This window comes from Streptomyces sp. NBC_00252 (assembly GCF_036187565.1).
GTDB lineage: Bacteria > Actinomycetota > Actinomycetes > Streptomycetales > Streptomycetaceae > Streptomyces.
This window is the reverse complement of the sequence record NZ_CP108087.1, coordinates 5,305,328-5,322,385: the sequence shown is the minus strand read 5'-3', so window position 1 is coordinate 5,322,385 and position 17,058 is coordinate 5,305,328. Positions and strand designations below refer to the sequence as shown.

Genomic DNA, 17,058 nt, shown 5'->3' with positions numbered 1-17,058 from the left:
CGAGTATGCGGCCCCCTCTGATCACAGGGAACTCGCCCGCGCCGCCGTGATCACAGGTTGCGCAACAGCACCGCCGGCTGTTCCACGCAGTCCGCCACATACCGCAGGAAACCGCCCGCCGTGCCGCCGTCGCACACCCGGTGGTCGAAGGTGAGCGAGAGCTGCACGACCTGCCGGACCGCCAACTCCCCCTCGTGCACCCAGGGTTTGGCGACGATCCGGCCGACGCCGAGCATGGCCGCCTCGGGGTGGTTGATGATCGGCGTGGAACCGTCCACCCCGAACACCCCGTAGTTGTTGAGCGTGAAGGTGCCGCCGGTGAGGTCCCCCGGCGTCAGCGCCCCGGTCCTGGCCGCCTCGGTCAGCCGCGCGAACTCCGCGCTCAGCGCCTCCGCGTCCCTTCCCTGCGCGTCCCGTACGACGGGCACGACCAGCCCGCGCTCGGTCTGCGCGGCGAAGCCGAGGTGCACCCGGTCGAACCGGACGATCTCCCTCGCCTCCATGTCCACGCTGGAGTTCAGCTCGGGGAACCGGGCCAGCCCGGCCGTGCAGATCCTGGCGAGCAGCGCCAACACGGAGATCTTGGGGCCGCCCGCGGCGTTCATGGCGGCGCGGGCGCGCATCAGCTCCGTCGCGTCGGCGTCCACCCAGCAGGTCGCGTCGGGGATCTCACGGCGGCTGCGGGAGAGCTTGTCTGCGACGGCGCCGCGGATGCCGCGGAGGGGGGTGCGGGTGACTCCGTCGGCGGGGAGCGCGGGGGTCGGCTTCGAGTCGGCGGGCGTGGGCCGGGCCGTCGCGCCGGGAAGCGTGGGCTGGGCCGTCGGGTCGGGGAGGGTGGCCGGGGGCAGGAGGGTCGCTTCCTGCGCGATCGCCTCCTGGGCCGCCGCCGCGCGGAGTGCCTGCTCGACGTCCGCCCGGAGGATCAGGCCGTCGCGCCCTGAACCGGTCAACTCCCGCAGTTCCAGGCCGTTCTCGCGCGCGAGGCGCCGTACGAGGGGGGAGATCACGGGGACGGGGCCGTCGTCACGCACGGGGGTCCCGTCTGCGGGGGCAGGAGCGGCGGGGACGTCCGCCACCGATGTCACGACGTCCGCCGCCATCCGCCGTACCCGCCGGCGGCGCGCCGGAGGCGCTCCCGTGCCGTAGCCCACCAGCACGTTCCCCGAGCCCTCGGGCTCGGAACCGGCATCGGACGCCGGTGCGCCCACCGCGACCGTCAACAGGGGGGAGCCGACGGGCAGTTCGGTGCCCTCCTCGCCGAAGCGGGCCGTGACCACACCGCCGTAGGGGCAGGGGACCTCGACCATCGCCTTGGCCGTCTCGACCTCGACGACCGGCTGGTCGATGGCGACGACGTCGCCGACCTCGACCAGCCAGCGCACGATCTCCGCCTCGGTGAGGCCCTCGCCGAGGTCGGGGAGCTTGAACTCCAGCACCTGTGCCATCAGTTGTCCGCCTCCCACTGGAGCCGGCCCACGGCGTCCAGGATCCGGTCGACACCGGGCAGATGGTGGCGCTCCAGCATCGGCGGCGGATACGGGATGTCGAACCCTGCGACGCGCAGCACCGGCGCCTCCAGGTGGTGGAAACAGCGCTCGGTGACGCGGGCCGCGATCTCGCCGCCCGGGCCGCCGTAGCCGCCGGACTCGTGCACGACGAGGGCGCGGCCGGTGCGCCGGACGGACGCGCAGACCGTCTCGTCGTCGAACGGCACCAGGGAGCGCACGTCGACGACCTCGAGGTCCCAGCCCTCGGCCTTGGCCGCCTCGGCCGCTTCCAGGCAGACGGGCAGGGACGGGCCGTAGGTGATGAGCGTGGCGCTGCGGCCCGGGCGGCGCACGACCGCGCGGCCGATCGGCTCGACGGGGGTCGGCTCGTCGGGGTTCCAAGTGTCCTTCGACCAGTACAGGCGCTTGGGCTCCAGGAAGACGACCGGGTCGTCGGAGGCGATGGAGGCGCGCAGCAGGCCGTAGGCGTCGGCGACGGTCGCGGGGGTGACGACGTGCAGGCCGGGGGTGGCCATGTAGTACGCCTCGGAGGAGTCGCTGTGGTGCTCGACGCCGCCGATGCCTCCGCCGTAGGGGACACGGATGGTGATCGGGAGGGGCATGGCGCCGCGGGTGCGGTTGCGCATGCGGGAGACGTGGCTGATCAGCTGCTCGAACGCCGGGTAGGCGAAGGCGTCGAACTGCATCTCCACGACCGGGCGCAGGCCGTACATCGCCATGCCGACGGCCGTGCCGAGGATGCCGGCCTCGGCGAGCGGGGTGTCCGTGCAGCGGTCCTCGCCGAACTCCTTGGCGAGGCCGTCGGTGACCCGGAAGACGCCGCCGAGGGTGCCGACGTCCTCGCCCATGACGTGCACGGTGGGGTCTTCGGTCATGGCGTCGCGCAACGCGCGCGTGAGGGCCTGCGCCATGGTGGCCGGTTTGAGGGCGACGGTGGTCATCAGTGCGTCCCCTCCCGCTCGGCCGCCAGCTCCGCCGCCAACTGCTCGCGCTGCTCGCGCAGTTGAGGGGTCAGCTCGGCGTACACGTCGGCGAACAGGTCCATGGGGTCGAGCACCGGGTCCTGGTTCATGTGCGCGCGCAGCTCGGCCGCCATGGCCTCGGCGGCGTCGCGCGCGGCCTTGATGCCGTCCTCGTCGATGAGCCCGCGCTCGGTGAGCTCGTGCTCCAGGAGGGCGATCGGGTCGTGCGCACGCCAGGCCTCGACCTCGGTGTCGCCGCGGTAGCGGGTCGCGTCGTCGGCGTTGGTGTGGGCCTCCATGCGGTACGTGATGGCCTCGACGAGCGTGGGACCACCACCCTCGCGCGCGTGCCGTACGGCGTCGGCGAGGACCTCGTGGACGGCGGCCGCGTCGTTGCCGTCGACCAGGCGGCCGGGCATGCCGTAGCCGACGGCCTTGTGGGCCAGGGAGGGGGCCGCGGTCTGCTTGGCGAGGGGGACGGAGATCGCGAAGCCGTTGTTCTGGACCAGGAAGACGACCGGGGCCTGCCAGACCGCGGCGAAGTTCAGCGCCTCGTGGAAGTCGCCCTCGCTGGTGCCGCCGTCGCCGACCAGGGCGAGCGCGACCACGTCGTCGCCCTTGAGGCGGGCCGCGTGGGCGAGGCCGACCGCGTGCGGGAGCTGCGTGGCGAGGGGGGTGCTCAGGGGGGCGATGCGGTGCTCGCGCGGGTCGTAACCGGTGTGCCAGTCGCCGCGCAGCAGGGTCAGGGCCTGCACGGGGTCGAGGCCGCGGGCGACGGCGGCGAGCGTGTCGCGGTAACTGGGGAAGAGCCAGTCCTGCTCCTGGAGGACCAGCGCGGCGGCGACCTCGCAGGCCTCCTGGCCGGTGGTGGAGGGGTACACGGCGAGGCGGCCCTGCTTGGTGAGGGCGGTCGCCTGCGCGTTGTACCTGCGGCCGCGCACCAGCTCGGCATACAGCCGGCGCAGCAGCGCGGGGTCGGCCTGCGCGGCCGCCTCGGTGCCGAGCACGCGGTACGGCGAGGCGTCGGGCAGCAGCGGCGCGGGGTCCGTGCGCGGCTGCCAGGCGGGCGGCGGTGTGGGCCGGTACGCGCCCCGCTGCTCCATGACCGTCATGACGGCACCTCCTCGTGGGAGTGGCTCGGAGAGGCGCGTCGGACGAGCCGCGCCTCCCTACCGATTGTTCGGTCGTCGGCACATTTTGGCTACAGGCACCTCCAGGCTGTGGACAAACGGTTCTCCACAACCTGGAATGAACGCAGTACGTCCATGGTAGGGAGGCGGGGGGACATGGCACCTGAACAAATGGCCGAAGGCCCGGACGACAGCAGCGCCCTGCCGCCGCCGCGCCCGCTCGACGCCATCGATCAGGACATCCTGAAGATGCTCCAGGCGGACGGCCGCGCGTCGATAAGGTCGGTCGCCGAACGGGTGCACGTCTCCCGCGCCAACGCCTACGCGCGGATCAACCGGCTCATCGAGGACGGTGTCATCCGCGGCTTCGGCGCCCGGGTCGACCATGAACGCGCGGGACAGGGCACCTCGGCGTACATCACCCTGAAGATCGTGCAGAACTCCTGGCGCACGGTCCGCGACCAGCTCAGAGCGCTCCCGGGGGCCTCGCACATCGCGCAGGTGGGGGGCGATTTCGACGTCCTGCTGCTGGTGCACACCCTGGACAACCGGTCGCTGCGCGAGCTGGTCCTCAACCGGCTCCAGGCGATCCCCGAGGTGCTCAGCACGCGGACGCTGCTGGTGTTCGAGGAGGAGGACCTGGAGCCTCAGGGCTGAGTGGGGTGAGGGAGGGCCTGGACGGCCTGGGGCTGGGTCGGGCGAGGGCCTGGACGGCCCGGGGATGAGTTCGAGTGAGGGGCGGACGGCCCGCGGGTCGCTCAGCCCTGGCTCTGCGCGCGCAGTCCGGAGAAGACCAACTGGGCCACCGCGTCGGTCACTTCGCGCTCGCCCATGCCCCGCGCGTCGGGCCGGTACCACTCCACGATGGAGTTGATCATCCCGAAGACGAGCCGGGTCGCGAGCCGCACCTCGACGTCACCGCGCACATCGCCGTCGGCCGCCGCGGCCTTCAGCAGGTCGGCCACCCGGTGGTCGAAGTCCCGCCGCCGCTCCAGGGCCCACCGCTCGGTGTCGGTGTTGCCGCGCACCCGCAGCAGCAGCGTCACGTACGGCAGCTCGGAGGTCAGCACCTCGACCATCCGCCGTACGACGTACTCCAGCCGCTCGACGGCGCGCCCCACGCGTGCGTGCTCCTCGTCGAGGATCCCGAAGAGACCGTCCAGGGCGCGGCTGACCGCGCGGCGGAGCAGCTCCTCCTTGCCGGTGACGTGGTGGTAGATCGACGACTTGGAGATGCCGGCCGCCTTGGCGAGGTGCTCCATGGAGGTGCCGTCGTAGCCGCGCTCGATGAAGACCTGCACGGCGACGGAGAGCAGGGTCTCCGGGGTGTACGTGTCGCGCTTGGCGGTGGTCATGGGGTGCCCTCCCGCTTCTCGGTGGCGTACGCGTGGCGGTAGAGCGCCAGGGACGGCGCGTACCGTCCCGACGGATCACGCAGGTGCAGGTCGTCCAGGAGGTCGTAGGCCCAGCTGCGGCCCAGCCTGCGGCTCCATTCGAACGGACCCAGAGGGTAGTTGACACCCAGGCGCATCGCGGTGTCGATGTCCTCCTCGGTGGCGACGCCCTTGGCGACGGCGTCGTGCGCCAGGTCGACGATCCGGGCGACCGTCCGGGCGACGATCATCCCCGGGGCGTCTCCCACGACGCTGACGTTCTTGCCGAGCGCCTGGAAGAGGCCGGTCGCCTCGGTGAGGGTCTGCGACGCGGTGTCCTGGGAGGCGGACAGGGCGATACGGCCGGCCCTGCGGTAGTCGAGGGCGAGGTCGAAGTAGACGACGTCCCGGAACTCGACGGAGGTCTGCCCGTCGGCGAGCGCCAGCTGGCCACCGCCCGGCAGAACCATGCGGGTGCCGTGGTCCTCTTCCTCCTCGCGGACGACGATGCCCGCCTCGCGGATCAGCGCGACCAGGTCGGCGGCGGGTCCCAGGTCGCCCTCCACGACGACGTAGGCGGGCGCCTGGGCCGGTTCCGCGGTGTGCGGCTCGGGCCGCTCGGCGCCGTCCCCGTGGTCGTACCAGCCCTGCCCGGTCTTGCGGCCGAGGCGTCCCGACTCGACCAGGCGGCGCTGCGCGAGGGAGGGCGTGAAGCGCACGTCCTGGAAGAAGGCCTGCCACACGGAGTGGGTGACGGACTCGTTGACGTCCTGCCCGATGAGGTCGGTCAGTTCGAAGGCGCCCATCTTGAAGCCGCCCGACTCCCGGAGGACGGCGTCGATGGTGGCCGGGTCGGCGGCCTGTGCCTCGTAGACCGCGAAGGCCTCGGCGTAGAACGGCCGGGCGATGCGGTTGACGATGAAACCGGGGGTGTCCGCGCAGGCCACGGGTGTCTTGCCCCAGGCGCGGGACATCTCGTACGCGCGCGTGGTCGACGTGACGTCGGTGGCGAACCCGGAGACGACCTCGACGAGCGGGAGCAGCGGCGCCGGGTTGAAGAAGTGCAGGCCCACGAAGCGGCCGGGGTTGCGCAGGGCGGCGCCGATGGCCGTCACGGAGAGGGACGAGGTGTTGGTGGCGAGCAGACAGTCCTCGTCGACGACGTCCTCGAGGTCGCGCATCAGCTGCTGTTTGACGTCCAGCCGCTCCAGCACGGCCTCCACGACCAGGGTGCAGTCCGCGAGGTCGGCGAGGGTCTCGGCGGGCAGCAGACGGTCGCGTGCGGCGTCCCGGTCGGCGGCGGAGAGCCGGTCCTTCTCGACGAGCCGGTCGAGCCGGGCGACGATCGCGGCGGCCGCGTCCCGGGCCCGCCCGGGGACGGCGTCGTGCAGCCGTACGACGTGGCCCGCGGTCAGCGCGACCTGGGCGATGCCCTGGCCCATGGTGCCGGTGCCGACGACGGCCACGGGGCTGCTGAGGTCCAGTGCTGTCATGTGCGCGATCCTCCCGCACGGGGTTTTCCACAGATGCGGCGGACCCCCTTGTCCCGACCGATCGTTCGGTTACTCTAACTCTGACCGCCTGTTTCCGCCCATGTTCCTGCCCAGGTCATGAGCTTGTAGACGAGTTCTTGAGACGAGGAGTTGGTCCCGCATGGCCGCCGAACTGACCACGCCCGAGCTGATCGCCCGGCACCGGCCCACACTGGACCAGGCGCTGGAATCCATCCGCACGCGCGCGTACTGGTCACCGCACCCCGAGCACCCGAAGGCGTACGGCGAGCACGGCAGCCTGGACGCGGCCGCGGGCAAGGCCGCCTTCGACGCCCTCCTGGGCACCCGCCTCGACCTCGGCCAGCCCGGCACGGACGACTGGGTGGGCGGCGAAGTCTCGCCGTACGGCGTCGAGTTGGGCGTGACGTACCCGCACGCGGACCTCGACGTCCTGCTGCCGGCCATGCGCGCCGGGCAGCGCGCATGGCGGGACGCGGGCGCGGAGGCGCGTGCCGTGGTCTCCATCGAGATCCTCAAGCGGATCAGCGACCGGACGCACGAGTTCGCGCACGCGGTCATGCACACCAGCGGCCAGGCCTTCATGATGGCGTTCCAGGCGGGCGGCCCGCACGCCCAGGACCGCGGCCTGGAGGCGGTGGCCTACGCGTACGCGGAGCAGATCCGCACGCCCGACGTCGCGGAGTGGACCAAGCCCCAGGGCAAGCGCGACCCGCTCGTGATGAACAAGCGGTTCACGCCCGTGCCGCGCGGCACCGCCCTGGTCATCGGCTGCAACACCTTCCCGACGTGGAACGGCTATCCGGGCCTGTTCGCCTCCCTGGCCACGGGGAACGCGGTCCTGGTGAAGCCCCACCCGCGCGCGGTGCTGCCGCTCGCGCTCACCGTGCAGATCGCGCGCGAGGTGCTCGCCGAGGCCGGCTTCGACCCGAACCTGGTGGCGCTGGCCGCCGAGCGCCCCGGCGAGGGCATCGCCAAGACGCTGGCCACCCGCCCCGAGATCCGGATCATCGACTACACGGGGTCGACCGGCTTCGGCGACTGGCTGGAGGCCAACGCCCGCCAGGCGCAGGTCTACACGGAGAAGGCCGGTGTCAACACGGTCGTCGTCGAGTCGACCGACGACTACAAGGGAATGCTGTCCAACCTGGCGTTCTCCCTGTCCCTGTACAGCGGCCAGATGTGCACCACCCCGCAGAACCTGCTCATCCCCCGCGACGGCATCACCACCGACCAGGGCCCCAAGTCCTACGACGAGGTCGTCGCCGATCTCGCGCGCGCGGTCGACGGTCTCCTGGGCGACGACGCCCGTGCGAACGGGCTGCTGGGCGCGCTGGTCAACCCGGACGTGAAGGCCCGCCTGGAGGCTGCCGCCGGGCTGGGTGAAGTCGCCCTCGCCTCACGGGAGATCGCCAACCCGGAGTTCCCCGACGCGGTCGTCCGTACGCCGGTCATCGTGAAGCTGGACGGTGCGAAGCCGGATGACGAGGCCGCGTACATGAGCGAGTGCTTCGGGCCGGTCTCCTTCGCCGTCGCGGTCGACTCGGCGAGCGACGCGGTGGAGTTGCTGCGGCGGACCGTGCGGGAGAAGGGGGCGATGACGGTCGGGGCGTACACCACCGACGAGGGGGTTGAGCGGGACGTCGAGGAGGTGTGCCTCGAGGAGGCCGCGCAGCTGTCGTTGAACCTGACGGGCGGGGTGTTCGTCAATCAGACCGCGGCGTTCTCCGACTTCCACGGGTCGGGGGGCAACCCGGCTGCCAATGCGGCTCTGTGTGACGGGGCGTTTGTCGCGAACCGGTTCCGGGTCGTCGAGGTTCGTCGGGACGCCTAGGGGCTCAGCCGCAGATTGACACAGCCCCGCGACCCTAAAGGGGCGCTGCTGTGCCCGTGCTCCAGTGGTAGAGGGTCATCGCCACGCTTGTCGCCAGGTTGTAGCTGGAGACCTGGGGGCGCATCGGCAAGGACACCAAGTGGTCGGTGTGGGTGCGTAGTTCGGGGGACAGGCCGGTGCGTTCGGAGCCGAAGGCGAGGACGGCGTCGTCCGGGAGTTTGAGGGCCCGGATGTCGTCGCCCTCCGGGTCGAGTGCGAACACCGGTCCGGGCGGGAGTTCGGCGACCGTCAGGCGTTCCACGGCGGTCGCGTAGTGCAGGCCCGCTCCGGCGCGTACGACCGTGGGATGCCAGGGGTCGAGGGTTCCGGTGGTGACCACTCCGGTCGCGCCGAAACCGGCGGCGAGGCGGATCACGGCGCCCGCGTTGCCCAGGTTGCGCGGGTTGTCGAGGACGATCACCGGTGCGCTGCGGGGCGTGTGGGCGAGCTGCCGGAGATTGGCCTCACGCGCGGGGCGTACGGCCAGGGCGGCGACCCCGGTGGGGTGTGGGCGCGGCACGAAGGAGCGGTACGTGTCCTCCGGGACCTCCGTCAGCAGCGCGTCCAGTGTGTCCCGTACATCGGGGGCCAGGTCGTCGGCGAGGGCGAGCGCCGCCCGCCGGTCCGTGGCGACCGCCACCGGGACGTCCGCCCCGAAGCGCAGCGCGTGCTTGAGCGCGTGAAAACCGTCGAGCAGCACGGAGGTTCCGGCGAGCCTCCGCCAAGCGGCCAGGGCGGGATCGGGGGCGGTGGCGGTCATGCCGTGCAGCCTACGTGGGGGCCGCCCGCCCTTTGGACCTACGTGGGGGCCGCCCGCGCTCCAGACCTACGTGGCTGCGCTGCTGCCCTCCGGGCCCACGTGGGTGTGTTCGGGGTCGTCCGGTGGTGGGGCGGAGTCGGCCCCTTCGGGGAGCGGTTTCGGGGTGCGCGACGAAAACAGCCGTCCACGCGCGTGTGCCGCCCAGCCGCCGAGCAGGAGCAGGAACGACGTCGGCAGGAAGACCGCGTCCGTCGCGATCATCGCGAGGGAGAAGAACGGCAGCCCCAGGAGGACGGCGATGACGGCGTGCTCGGTCATCATCGCGGCCAGCAGGACGTTCTTGACGCGCCGGTTGAAGAGGGTGAACGGGAAGGCGACCTGCACGATCACGGTCCCGTAGGTCACGAGCATGACCATCGTGCCGCTGCCGGCCAGCAGGTCGGCGAGGGCGGGCCAGGGCGAGAAGTAGTCCAGGTGGAGCGGGTAGTAGACGGCGGTGCCGTCCTGCCAGCGGGAACCCTGGATCTTGTACCAGCCGGCCGTCGCGTAGATCAGACAGGCCTCGCTCGCGATCACGAACAGGGCGCCGTTGTGGACGACGTTCGCCACGATGTCGAGCAGCACCCGGGGCTCGTACGACCTCGCGTACCGCTCGATCGCCCACCACAGGGCCTGCGCCAGCCACACGCCCCACAGCAGCGCGGGCACGAACCAGTCGCTGTCGAACCGGCCCCCCGAGGTCACGGCGACGAGCACCGCGCCGAGCACGACCCACAGGACGGGACCGACCCGGTCGGGAATCCACTCCCCACGCGCGCGTGCGTCCCGCGTACGCGCGGCCCTGCGTGCGTCGAGGGACCAGACCTGGCCGCAGCGGGTGAACACCAGGTAGATGGACATCAGGTGCAGGACGTTGTCGCCGCCGTCACCCATGAAGACGCTGCGGTTCTGCAGCGAGAGCACGCCGACCATGAACAGCACGGACATCGTGCGGGTGCGCCAGCCGAGCAGCAGCAGGACGCTCGCCAGCACGGCCAGCGCGTACACCGCCTCGAACCAGAACTGCCCGTCCGACCACATCAGGGCGGTGAACGCGCCGTTGTCCGCGACCAGTTGGTGGGCGAGGTCCCAGCTCCACGGTCCGTCGGGGCCGTAGAGCTCCTGGCGGTGGGGCAGTTCGCGGAGCAGGAACAGCAGCCAGGTGCCGGCGAAGCCGATGCGGATCACGGCGCTCTGGTAGGGGCCGAGGGCCGACTCGGTGACGCGGGCGATGCCCCGGGACACCGACAGTGCGAAACGGTTCACCGGACGCCTCCCGCGGCCTCGTCGGCCGGGACCTTCCACCAGGGCAGCAGGCGGTACTGGGGGGTCGTCGACACCTGCTCGTCACTCCACTCGGGCGGGGGCACGTTGGTGGTGCGGGAGCGGATCTGGACGCGCTGGACGGCGCCGCCCTTGCCGGCCGCGTCGTCCCGGCCCAGGCGCAGCACGACGATGCGGCGCAGATACGTCTCCGCGAGTGTGCCGCGCAGGCCGATCGGGCGGTTGGCGTTGTCGTGCGTGGCGGTGAGGAAGTCCCAGGCCCGGCGCAGTTCGTTCTGCTCGGTGTGGCTCGGCAGCAGATTGCCGTCGATGGCAGCGCCGTCCTCGGCCGACAGGTCGTACCAGCCGGTCGTACGGGTCGACCCGTCCGCGCTCCGCACATCCGCGCGCACCTGGACCTCGATGTTCTGCTGCAACGGGTTCGGCGCGAACAGCTTCCAGTTCTGCTCGAACTCCGGATAGATCCACTCGTCGATCGCCTTGCCGTGCTGCTTCGTCACCGTGTTCGACGGCGCGACATGCAGAAACACCATGCCCAGATGCACGAGCGCCCCCACCGCGACGACGGCGACGGCGAGCGCGGCGACGACCTGATAGCGCAGGGAGAGGGCGGATACGCCGATTCGGGCACCTGGGTACGGGTCGGCGGGAGCGTCCGGATACGGGTGAGTGAGGGCGTCTGCAGGAGCGGCGGGATCGTACGGCGACTCCGACTCCGGCGCCCGCTCCGGTATCGGTTGCGCCAGTGGGCCGGGCGGGGGGTGAGGAAGCTGCTGGGCGGGCACGCGCGGCCATCCGGAGGTGGCGGCCGTGTTCGGGTTCTTCGGGGCGGAGGGCGGGGGCGGGATCTCCGGGGCGGAGAGCGTCTGCTCGTCCTGGTCGGAGCCAGGAGTGCGCGGCACCTCATCGGAGACAGGCCCGCGTGGCTCCCCAACGGAGGCAGGAGTGCCGGGCCCCTGGCCGGAGGCAGACGCGCGTGGCTCCCCTACGAAGGCTTGCGTGTGCTCCCCGTCGGAGGCAGGCGGCTGCTCGCCCTCGGAGGCAGGCGGGCGTGACTCCTCTGCGGGGCCCGGCTCGTGCTCACCGTCGTCGGAGACGGGCGCGTGCTTGCCCTGCTCGGGGGCGTTCGAGCCTCCGTCGTTCGCGTCCATTCCGCCCCGTTTCCGGTTCCTGTCCGTCTTTCGGCCAGCTGCCGCCGTTCACCGCGCCCGTCCGGCCGGACAGCGCGCGGCGGTCCACACCTACCGCGCCCCGGTGTCGCACGGAACGGTACTCAGGCGCGCGCCCCGGGCACAGTCCTGTGCCTCACAGGCCACGCACGTTGTCCACAGCGGCTGCCCGCAGGTTATCCACAGCCGTTGACGCCTCTCCTCGGCGGATCCCACCATGGAATCCCTGGACCGAACGATCGGTCGATGGACGGCGCCTGCGGGGAGGCCGCCGGACACGTCGACCGCAAGTACATACCCCGGAGGTGCATCCGTTCCCTTCTTCTAGAACCTGTTCTATCTTGACGCTCCGTCAGATCTGGTCGGACGCCCGGCTGTTGGCCGGTGTGCGCGTGCGGGAGGGCAGGGACCGTGGACTTCACCTTCAGCGAGGAGCAGCAGGCGGCGGCCGAGGCGGCGGCGGGGGTGTTCGCCGACGTCGCGCCGGACGGTGTACCCAGTCCTTCGGACACCACGGGCGCCGTAGCCCAGGACTTCGACCGCGCGCTGTGGGCCAGGCTCGCCGAGGCGGACCTGCTGAGCCTGCTGATCGACGAGGCGTACGGCGGCGCCGGCCTGGACGCGATCGCCCTGTGCCTGGTGCTGCGCGAGTCGGCGAAGGTGCTGGCCAGGGTGCCGCTCCTGGAGAGCAGCGCGGCCGCGGCGACCGTACAGGCCTACGGCGGTGAGGAGTTGAGGTCCGCCCTGCTCGCCCGGGCCGGCCGCGGCGACCTCGTGCTGACCGTCGCCGCGAACGGCCGCACCGGCCACGACCCGGCCGAGCTCGCCGTGACGGCACGGCGGGACGGTGACCGGTGGGTGCTGGACGGGGTGCAGACGGCGGTGCCGTGGGCGTACGGCGCGGACCTGGTCGTCGTACCGGCGCACACGGACGCCGACCGGACCGTCCTCGCGCTGGTCGCCCCGGACCGCGAGGGCGTCGTCCTCGCCGAGCAGATCTCCACGACGGGCGAACGCCTCGCCGAACTGCGCCTGGACTCCGTGCCGATCGCGCGGGTCGACGTCATCGACGCCGAGGGTGCCTGGGAGTGGCTGCGGGACCTGCTGACCGCCGGCACCTGCGCGCTGTCCCTCGGCCTCGGCACCGCCGTGCTGCGCATGACCGGCGAGTACACCAGCAGGCGCGAGCAGTTCGGGTTCCCCGTCGCGACCTTCCAGGCCGTGGCCGTACAGGCCGCCGACCGCTACATCGACCTGCGCGCGATGGAGGCCACCCTGTGGCAGGCGGCCTGGCGGATCGCCTCGGACGCGCCGGGCGCGCTGCCGGCCGCCGCGGACCTGGCCGTGGCGAAGATCTGGGCGGCGGAGGGGGTACGACGGGTCGTGCAGACCGCGCAGCATCTGCACGGCGGGTTCGGCGCCGACACCGACTACCCTCTGCACCGGTACCACGCCTGGGCCAAGCACCTGGAACTGTCGCTCGGCCCGGCGGCGGCCCACGAGGAGGCGCTGGGGGACCTGCTGGCGGCCCACCCCTTGGGATAGTCCGCGCCAGGACCTACGCTCCTGAACCCCTGATGACGGGGACCTACGCTCTTGAACCCCGCAGGACCGGGACCTGCGTTCCTGAACCCCTCAGGACGGGACCTACGCTCCCGAATCCCGCAGGAGCGGCCCCGGAGCCCTCAAGTCCTAGAGCACGAAGCCCGGTTGGCCCTCGTCCGTGACGACGGGGCGGCCCGCGGCGGCCCACACCTGCATGCCGCCGTCGACGTTCACCGCGTCGATGCCCTGCTGGGCCAGGTACATGGTGACCTGCGCCGAACGCCCGCCGGAGCGGCAGATCACATGGACCCGGCCGTCCTGCGGCGCCGCCTCGGTCAACTCGCCGTACCGGGCCACGAATTCACTGATGGGGATGTGCAGCGCCCCCGTGGCGTGACCCGCCTGCCACTCGTCGTCCTCGCGGACGTCCAGCAGGAAGTCGCCGTCCTTGAGGTCTCCGACCTCGACCGTGGGCACACCAGCTCCGAAACTCATGCCCCGACGCTACCCGAAGACCCTTCCGACGTGCCTGGCTCCCCGAGCAGTGCCGCCAACTCGGCCTCCCGCTCGGCGACCTGGGCCAGCAGCTGCTCGGCGATCTCGTCGAGCAACCGGTCCGGGTCGTCCGGGGCGATCCGGAGCATGGACCCGATGGCGCCCTCCTCCAGCTCGCGGGCGACGAGCGTGAGGAGTTCCTTGCGCTGGGCGAGCCATTCGAGGCGGGCGTAGAGCTCCTCGCTGGGGCTCGGGCCGCGCTCCGCCGGGGCCGGTCCGGCCGCCCACTCCTCGGCCAGCTCTCGCAGCAGCGGCGCGTCACCGCGGCTGTAGGCGGCGTTGACCCGGGTGATGAACTCCTCGCGCCGCTTGCGCTCGTCCTCGTCCTGCGCGAGGTCGGGGTGGGCCTTGCGGGCCAGCTCGCGGTAGAGCTTGCGGGCCTCCTCGCTGGGGCGCACCCGCTGCGGGGGCCGTACCGGCTGGTCCGTGAGCATCGCCGCGGCCTCCGGGAACAGGCCGTCGCCGTCCATCCAGCCGTGGAACAGCTCCTCGACCGCGGGCATCGGCATCACCCGGGCCCGCGCCTCGTCCGCCTTGCGGATGTCCTCGGGGTCGCCGGTGCGCGCGGCCTTGGCCTCGGCGATCCGGGCGTCCAGTTCGTCGAGGCGGGCGTACATCGGGCCGAGTTTCTGGTGGTGCAGCCGGGAGAAGTTCTCGACCTCGATGCGGAAGGTGTCCACCGCGATCTCGTACTCGATCAGCGCCTGCTCGGCGGCGCGGACGGCCCGCTCAAGGCGTTCCTCGGGGCGGGGCGTCGCGGTGTCCGCGGGGCGGGCGTCTGCGGGGCGAGGGTCGGTCGGGCCGGGGTCGGCCGCTTGCGAGTCGGCCGAGGGGGCGCCGGTCTCATCGGCACCGGTGCCCTGGGGGTCCAGGGATTCCTGGGTGCCCTCGCTCGCGGAACCGTCGCCCGCCACGGCTCCGTTGGCGGACGGCACCTCGGCACCCGTCTGCTCCGGCGCCGGTTCACCAAGGGGCGCGGACTGGGACTGCTCAGCTTCCGGGGTCGTCACCCGCCCAGCGTAGGCCACGGCCCGACGGCCCAGGGGGCATCGGGTGGGCCGGGGCTCCACAGCGGAGCCCACACCCGCTCGGCACTCGCCGCTCCCAGCCCCCCTGCACCTCCATCTCCCCTACACGCCCATCTCCGCGGCGATCCGCCCCGACCGCACCGCCCCCACCAACTCGGCGTGGTCCGCCTCGGTCCGGTCGGCGTAGGCGACGGCGAAGGTCGCTATCGCCTCGTCCAGTTCGTCCTTCTTGCCGCAGTACCCGGAGACCAGGCGGGGGTCGGCGCTGTGGGCGTGGGCGCGGGCCAGGAGGGCACCGGTCATGCGGCCGTAGTCGTCTATCTGGTCGGCGGCGAGGGCGGCGGGATCGACGCTGCCCTTGCGGTTGCGGAACTGCCGTACCTGGAACGGCAGTCCGTCGACCGTCGTCCAGCCCAGCAGGATGTCGCTGACGACCTGCATCCGCTTCTGCCCGAGCACCACGCGCCGGCCCTCGTGCGGAACCTGTGGCGCGTCGAACCCCGCGGTCAGCAGGTGCGGGACCAGCGCCGAGGGGCGGGCCTCCTTCACCTGGAGGACGAGGGGTTCGCCGCGGTGGTCCAGGAGCAGCACGACGTACGACCGCGTGCCCACGCTGCCTGTGCCGACGACGCGGAAGGCGACGTCGTGCACCGTGTGCCGGGCGAGGAGCGGGAGGCGGTCCTCGGAGAGGGTGTCCAGGTACTCCTCCAGGGACGCCGCCACCGCCGCGGCCTCCTCGTCCGGGATCCGGCGCAGCACCGGCGAGGCGTCGACGAAGCGGCGCCCGCCGTCCTCGACGGCCTCGGTCGACCTGGCTGCGAACCGTCCGCTGGTGTTGCCCCGCGCCTTCTCGGAGACCCGCTCCAGCGTGCCCAGCAGGTCACGGGCGTCGGCGTGGGAGACCAACTCCTCGTCCGCGATGGCGTTCCACGCGTCCAGCACCGGGAGCTTGGCCAGCAGGCGCATGGTCCGGCGGTAGGAACCCACCGCGCCGTGCGCCGCCTGGCGGCAGGTGTCCTCGTCTGCGCCGGCCTCCCGGCCCGCGAGCACCAGCGAGGCGGCGAGCCGCTTGAGATCCCACTCCCAGGGGCCGTGCACGGTCTCGTCGAAGTCGTTCAGGTCGATGACCAGGCCGCCGCGAGCGTCGCCGTAGAGGCCGAAGTTGGCCGCGTGGGCGTCGCCGCAGATCTGGGCGCCGATCCGGGTCATAGGGGTGCGGGCGAGGTCGTGGGCCATGAGCCCCGCCGAACCGCGCAGGAACGCGAAGGGGGTCGCCGCCATCCTGCCCACCCGTATCGGAGTGAGCCCGGGGATGCGGCCGCGGCCGGACTCCTCGACCGCGGTCACCGCGTCCGGGCGGCCGCCGTCCAGGTCGAGAGCGGCGTGCGCGCTGCGCGGGACGCTCGCCCGCAGCGCCTTCCCCTCCTCCTTGGGCGACCCCGCCACGGGCCACGTGGCGAAGCCCCGCACCCCTGGCAGCCTGCGCCCCACACCGACACCTGCCTCGGCCATAGCGACCGCCTCCCCCGTACCCACACCCACGCTCACACGTGCGCTCGCCCGAACATCAACTCGCGACGACCGTACCGCCGCCACCGAAAACACGTCAGGCCCTGTGGACAACTCCGAGGCTGTGGAAAACCGGGGTCGCCGGGTTCGGTGAGGAGGCCGTAGAGCCACGGGCTGTCGTAGAACCGCGGGCTGTCGTAGAACCGCGGGCTGTCGTAGAACCGCGGACTGTCCTAGGGCCGGGCTGTCCTAGGGCCGGGCTGTCCTAGGGCCGGACTGTCCTAGGGCCGGGCTGTCGTAGGGCCGGGCTGTCGTAGGGCGGGCTTTGGGCTCAGTACGCGATGCGACAGGCCGAGCCGCGATCATGCCCGACGACCCTCAGCACCCGCCCGACTGCCACCCCTCGCGCAAGTGCACCTGAGCCCACGCGCCCAGTTCCCGCAGGGCCGGGCCCAGCGCCTTCCCCGACTCCGTGAGCCGGTACGAGACGCGCAGCGGCGGGCCTTCGTCGACCTCGCGGACGAGGAGGCCGGCGGCGCCCAGTTCGGTGAGGCGGTCGGAGAGCATGCGTTCGCTGATGCCCGGGATCGCCCGGCGCAGGTCGGCGAAGTGGACGGGCTGTGCCATCAGGACGGCCACGATCGGCCCGGTCCAGCGCTTGCCGAACAGCTGGAAGACACGGGTGATGCCGTCGTCGACCTTCTTGCACTGCCCCATGTCGTGACTCTGCTCGACCGCCATGCCCTCAGGGTACTGCCCTCCCGTACGGGGATGAAAAAAAGTAAGTACCTGTGTTATTCATAGTCGAGTAC

Annotated in this window: 15 protein-coding genes; 3 read left to right on the top strand and 12 right to left on the bottom strand. The window is 72.2% G+C overall.

Annotated features, from left to right (window positions below):
* Positions 1-50 precede the first annotated feature (50 nt).
* Genes OHT77_RS23290 through pdhA form a run of 3 tightly spaced genes read right to left on the bottom strand, consistent with a single transcriptional unit; the run spans position 51 to position 3,582 of the window.
* Positions 51-1,445, bottom strand: a complete 1,395-nt coding sequence (locus OHT77_RS23290) for a dihydrolipoamide acetyltransferase family protein (protein WP_328830431.1) — start codon at positions 1,443-1,445, stop codon at positions 51-53.
* Entirely contained in the window at positions 1,445-2,449 is a 1,005-nt protein-coding gene (locus OHT77_RS23285; protein WP_328830430.1) for an alpha-ketoacid dehydrogenase subunit beta, read from the bottom strand. The genes OHT77_RS23290 and OHT77_RS23285 overlap by 1 nt, the downstream gene beginning before the upstream one ends.
* Positions 2,449-3,582, bottom strand: a complete 1,134-nt coding sequence (gene pdhA / locus OHT77_RS23280) for a pyruvate dehydrogenase (acetyl-transferring) E1 component subunit alpha (protein ID WP_266770373.1) — start codon at positions 3,580-3,582, stop codon at positions 2,449-2,451. Before pdhA ends, OHT77_RS23285 begins: the two co-directional genes overlap by 1 nt.
* A gap of 189 nt (positions 3,583-3,771) precedes the next feature.
* On the opposite strand from pdhA, the gene OHT77_RS23275 reads away from it, so the two are divergent.
* A complete protein-coding gene (locus tag OHT77_RS23275) occupies positions 3,772-4,257 on the top strand; it encodes an Lrp/AsnC family transcriptional regulator (protein WP_328834312.1) in 486 nt (161 codons plus the stop codon).
* A gap of 101 nt (positions 4,258-4,358) precedes the next feature.
* Here the strand turns inward: OHT77_RS23275 and OHT77_RS23270 are convergent, their stop codons facing one another.
* Together OHT77_RS23270 and OHT77_RS23265 are read right to left on the bottom strand one after the other, a co-directional pair.
* Positions 4,359-4,955, bottom strand: a complete 597-nt coding sequence (locus OHT77_RS23270) for a TetR/AcrR family transcriptional regulator (protein ID WP_328830429.1) — start codon at positions 4,953-4,955, stop codon at positions 4,359-4,361.
* Positions 4,952-6,466, bottom strand: a complete 1,515-nt coding sequence (locus tag OHT77_RS23265) for a 3-hydroxyacyl-CoA dehydrogenase (RefSeq protein WP_328830428.1) — start codon at positions 6,464-6,466, stop codon at positions 4,952-4,954. Before OHT77_RS23265 ends, OHT77_RS23270 begins: the two co-directional genes overlap by 4 nt.
* A 160-nt stretch (positions 6,467-6,626) precedes the next feature.
* Here OHT77_RS23265 and paaN point away from each other — a divergent pair, with 160 nt between their 5' ends.
* Positions 6,627-8,318: a phenylacetic acid degradation protein PaaN gene (gene paaN / locus OHT77_RS23260; protein WP_328830427.1), complete on the top strand. Its 1,692-nt coding sequence runs from the start codon at positions 6,627-6,629 to the stop codon at positions 8,316-8,318.
* A 34-nt stretch (positions 8,319-8,352) separates the two neighbouring features.
* Here the strand turns inward: paaN and OHT77_RS23255 are convergent, their stop codons facing one another.
* The 3 genes from OHT77_RS23255 to OHT77_RS23245 form a co-directional block, all read right to left on the bottom strand.
* Positions 8,353-9,117 carry a TrmH family RNA methyltransferase gene (locus tag OHT77_RS23255; RefSeq protein ID WP_328830426.1) on the bottom strand — a complete coding sequence of 255 codons (765 nt, stop codon included), beginning with the start codon at positions 9,115-9,117 and terminating at the stop codon, positions 8,353-8,355.
* A gap of 66 nt (positions 9,118-9,183) precedes the next feature.
* A complete protein-coding gene (locus OHT77_RS23250; protein WP_328830425.1) occupies positions 9,184-10,422 on the bottom strand; it encodes an HTTM domain-containing protein in 1,239 nt (412 codons plus the stop codon).
* Positions 10,419-11,342 carry a DUF5819 family protein gene (locus tag OHT77_RS23245; protein WP_328830424.1) on the bottom strand — a complete coding sequence of 308 codons (924 nt, stop codon included), beginning with the start codon at positions 11,340-11,342 and terminating at the stop codon, positions 10,419-10,421. Before OHT77_RS23245 ends, OHT77_RS23250 begins: the two co-directional genes overlap by 4 nt.
* Positions 11,343-12,020: 678 nt before the next feature.
* On the opposite strand from OHT77_RS23245, the gene OHT77_RS23240 reads away from it, so the two are divergent.
* Entirely contained in the window at positions 12,021-13,154 is a 1,134-nt protein-coding gene (locus tag OHT77_RS23240; RefSeq protein ID WP_328830423.1) for an acyl-CoA dehydrogenase family protein, read from the top strand.
* A 147-nt stretch (positions 13,155-13,301) separates the two neighbouring features.
* Here OHT77_RS23240 and OHT77_RS23235 read toward each other — a convergent pair whose 3' ends face one another.
* The 4 genes from OHT77_RS23235 to OHT77_RS23220 all read right to left on the bottom strand — a co-directional run bounded on the left by OHT77_RS23235 (position 13,302) and on the right by OHT77_RS23220 (position 16,987).
* The gene (locus OHT77_RS23235; protein ID WP_043675918.1) at positions 13,302-13,631 is read right to left on the bottom strand and encodes a rhodanese-like domain-containing protein; all 330 of its coding nucleotides are present in this window, start codon (positions 13,629-13,631) and stop codon (positions 13,302-13,304) included.
* A gap of 14 nt (positions 13,632-13,645) precedes the next feature.
* On the bottom strand, positions 13,646-14,719 hold the full coding sequence (locus OHT77_RS23230) for a J domain-containing protein (RefSeq protein ID WP_328830422.1): 1,074 nt from the start codon (positions 14,717-14,719) through the stop codon (positions 13,646-13,648).
* 120 nt (positions 14,720-14,839) lie between these two features.
* Positions 14,840-16,249 carry a DUF2252 domain-containing protein gene (locus OHT77_RS23225; protein ID WP_328830421.1) on the bottom strand — a complete coding sequence of 470 codons (1,410 nt, stop codon included), beginning with the start codon at positions 16,247-16,249 and terminating at the stop codon, positions 14,840-14,842.
* A 375-nt stretch (positions 16,250-16,624) separates the two neighbouring features.
* Positions 16,625-16,987, bottom strand: coding sequence for a winged helix-turn-helix transcriptional regulator (locus OHT77_RS23220; RefSeq protein ID WP_266770386.1), 363 nt, complete (start codon positions 16,985-16,987; stop codon positions 16,625-16,627).
* Positions 16,988-17,058 lie beyond the last annotated feature (71 nt).

Excerpts from the sequence above, each read along its gene's own strand:
- paaN (WP_328830427.1), top strand. The coding sequence starts at position 6,627 with ATGGCCGCCGAACTGACCACGCCCGAGCTGATCGCCCGGCACCGGCCC.
- OHT77_RS23265 (WP_328830428.1), bottom strand. The coding sequence starts at position 6,466 with ATGACAGCACTGGACCTCAGCAGCCCCGTGGCCGTCGTCGGCACCGGC.
- OHT77_RS23225 (WP_328830421.1), bottom strand. The coding sequence starts at position 16,249 with ATGGCCGAGGCAGGTGTCGGTGTGGGGCGCAGGCTGCCAGGGGTGCGG.
- OHT77_RS23285 (WP_328830430.1), bottom strand. The coding sequence starts at position 2,449 with ATGACCACCGTCGCCCTCAAACCGGCCACCATGGCGCAGGCCCTCACG.
- OHT77_RS23270 (WP_328830429.1), bottom strand. The coding sequence starts at position 4,955 with ATGACCACCGCCAAGCGCGACACGTACACCCCGGAGACCCTGCTCTCC.
- OHT77_RS23255 (WP_328830426.1), bottom strand. The coding sequence starts at position 9,117 with ATGACCGCCACCGCCCCCGATCCCGCCCTGGCCGCTTGGCGGAGGCTC.
- OHT77_RS23290 (WP_328830431.1), bottom strand. The coding sequence starts at position 1,445 with ATGGCACAGGTGCTGGAGTTCAAGCTCCCCGACCTCGGCGAGGGCCTC.
- pdhA (WP_266770373.1), bottom strand. The coding sequence starts at position 3,582 with ATGACGGTCATGGAGCAGCGGGGCGCGTACCGGCCCACACCGCCGCCC.
- OHT77_RS23220 (WP_266770386.1), bottom strand. The coding sequence starts at position 16,987 with ATGGCGGTCGAGCAGAGTCACGACATGGGGCAGTGCAAGAAGGTCGAC.
- OHT77_RS23275 (WP_328834312.1), top strand. The coding sequence starts at position 3,772 with ATGGCCGAAGGCCCGGACGACAGCAGCGCCCTGCCGCCGCCGCGCCCG.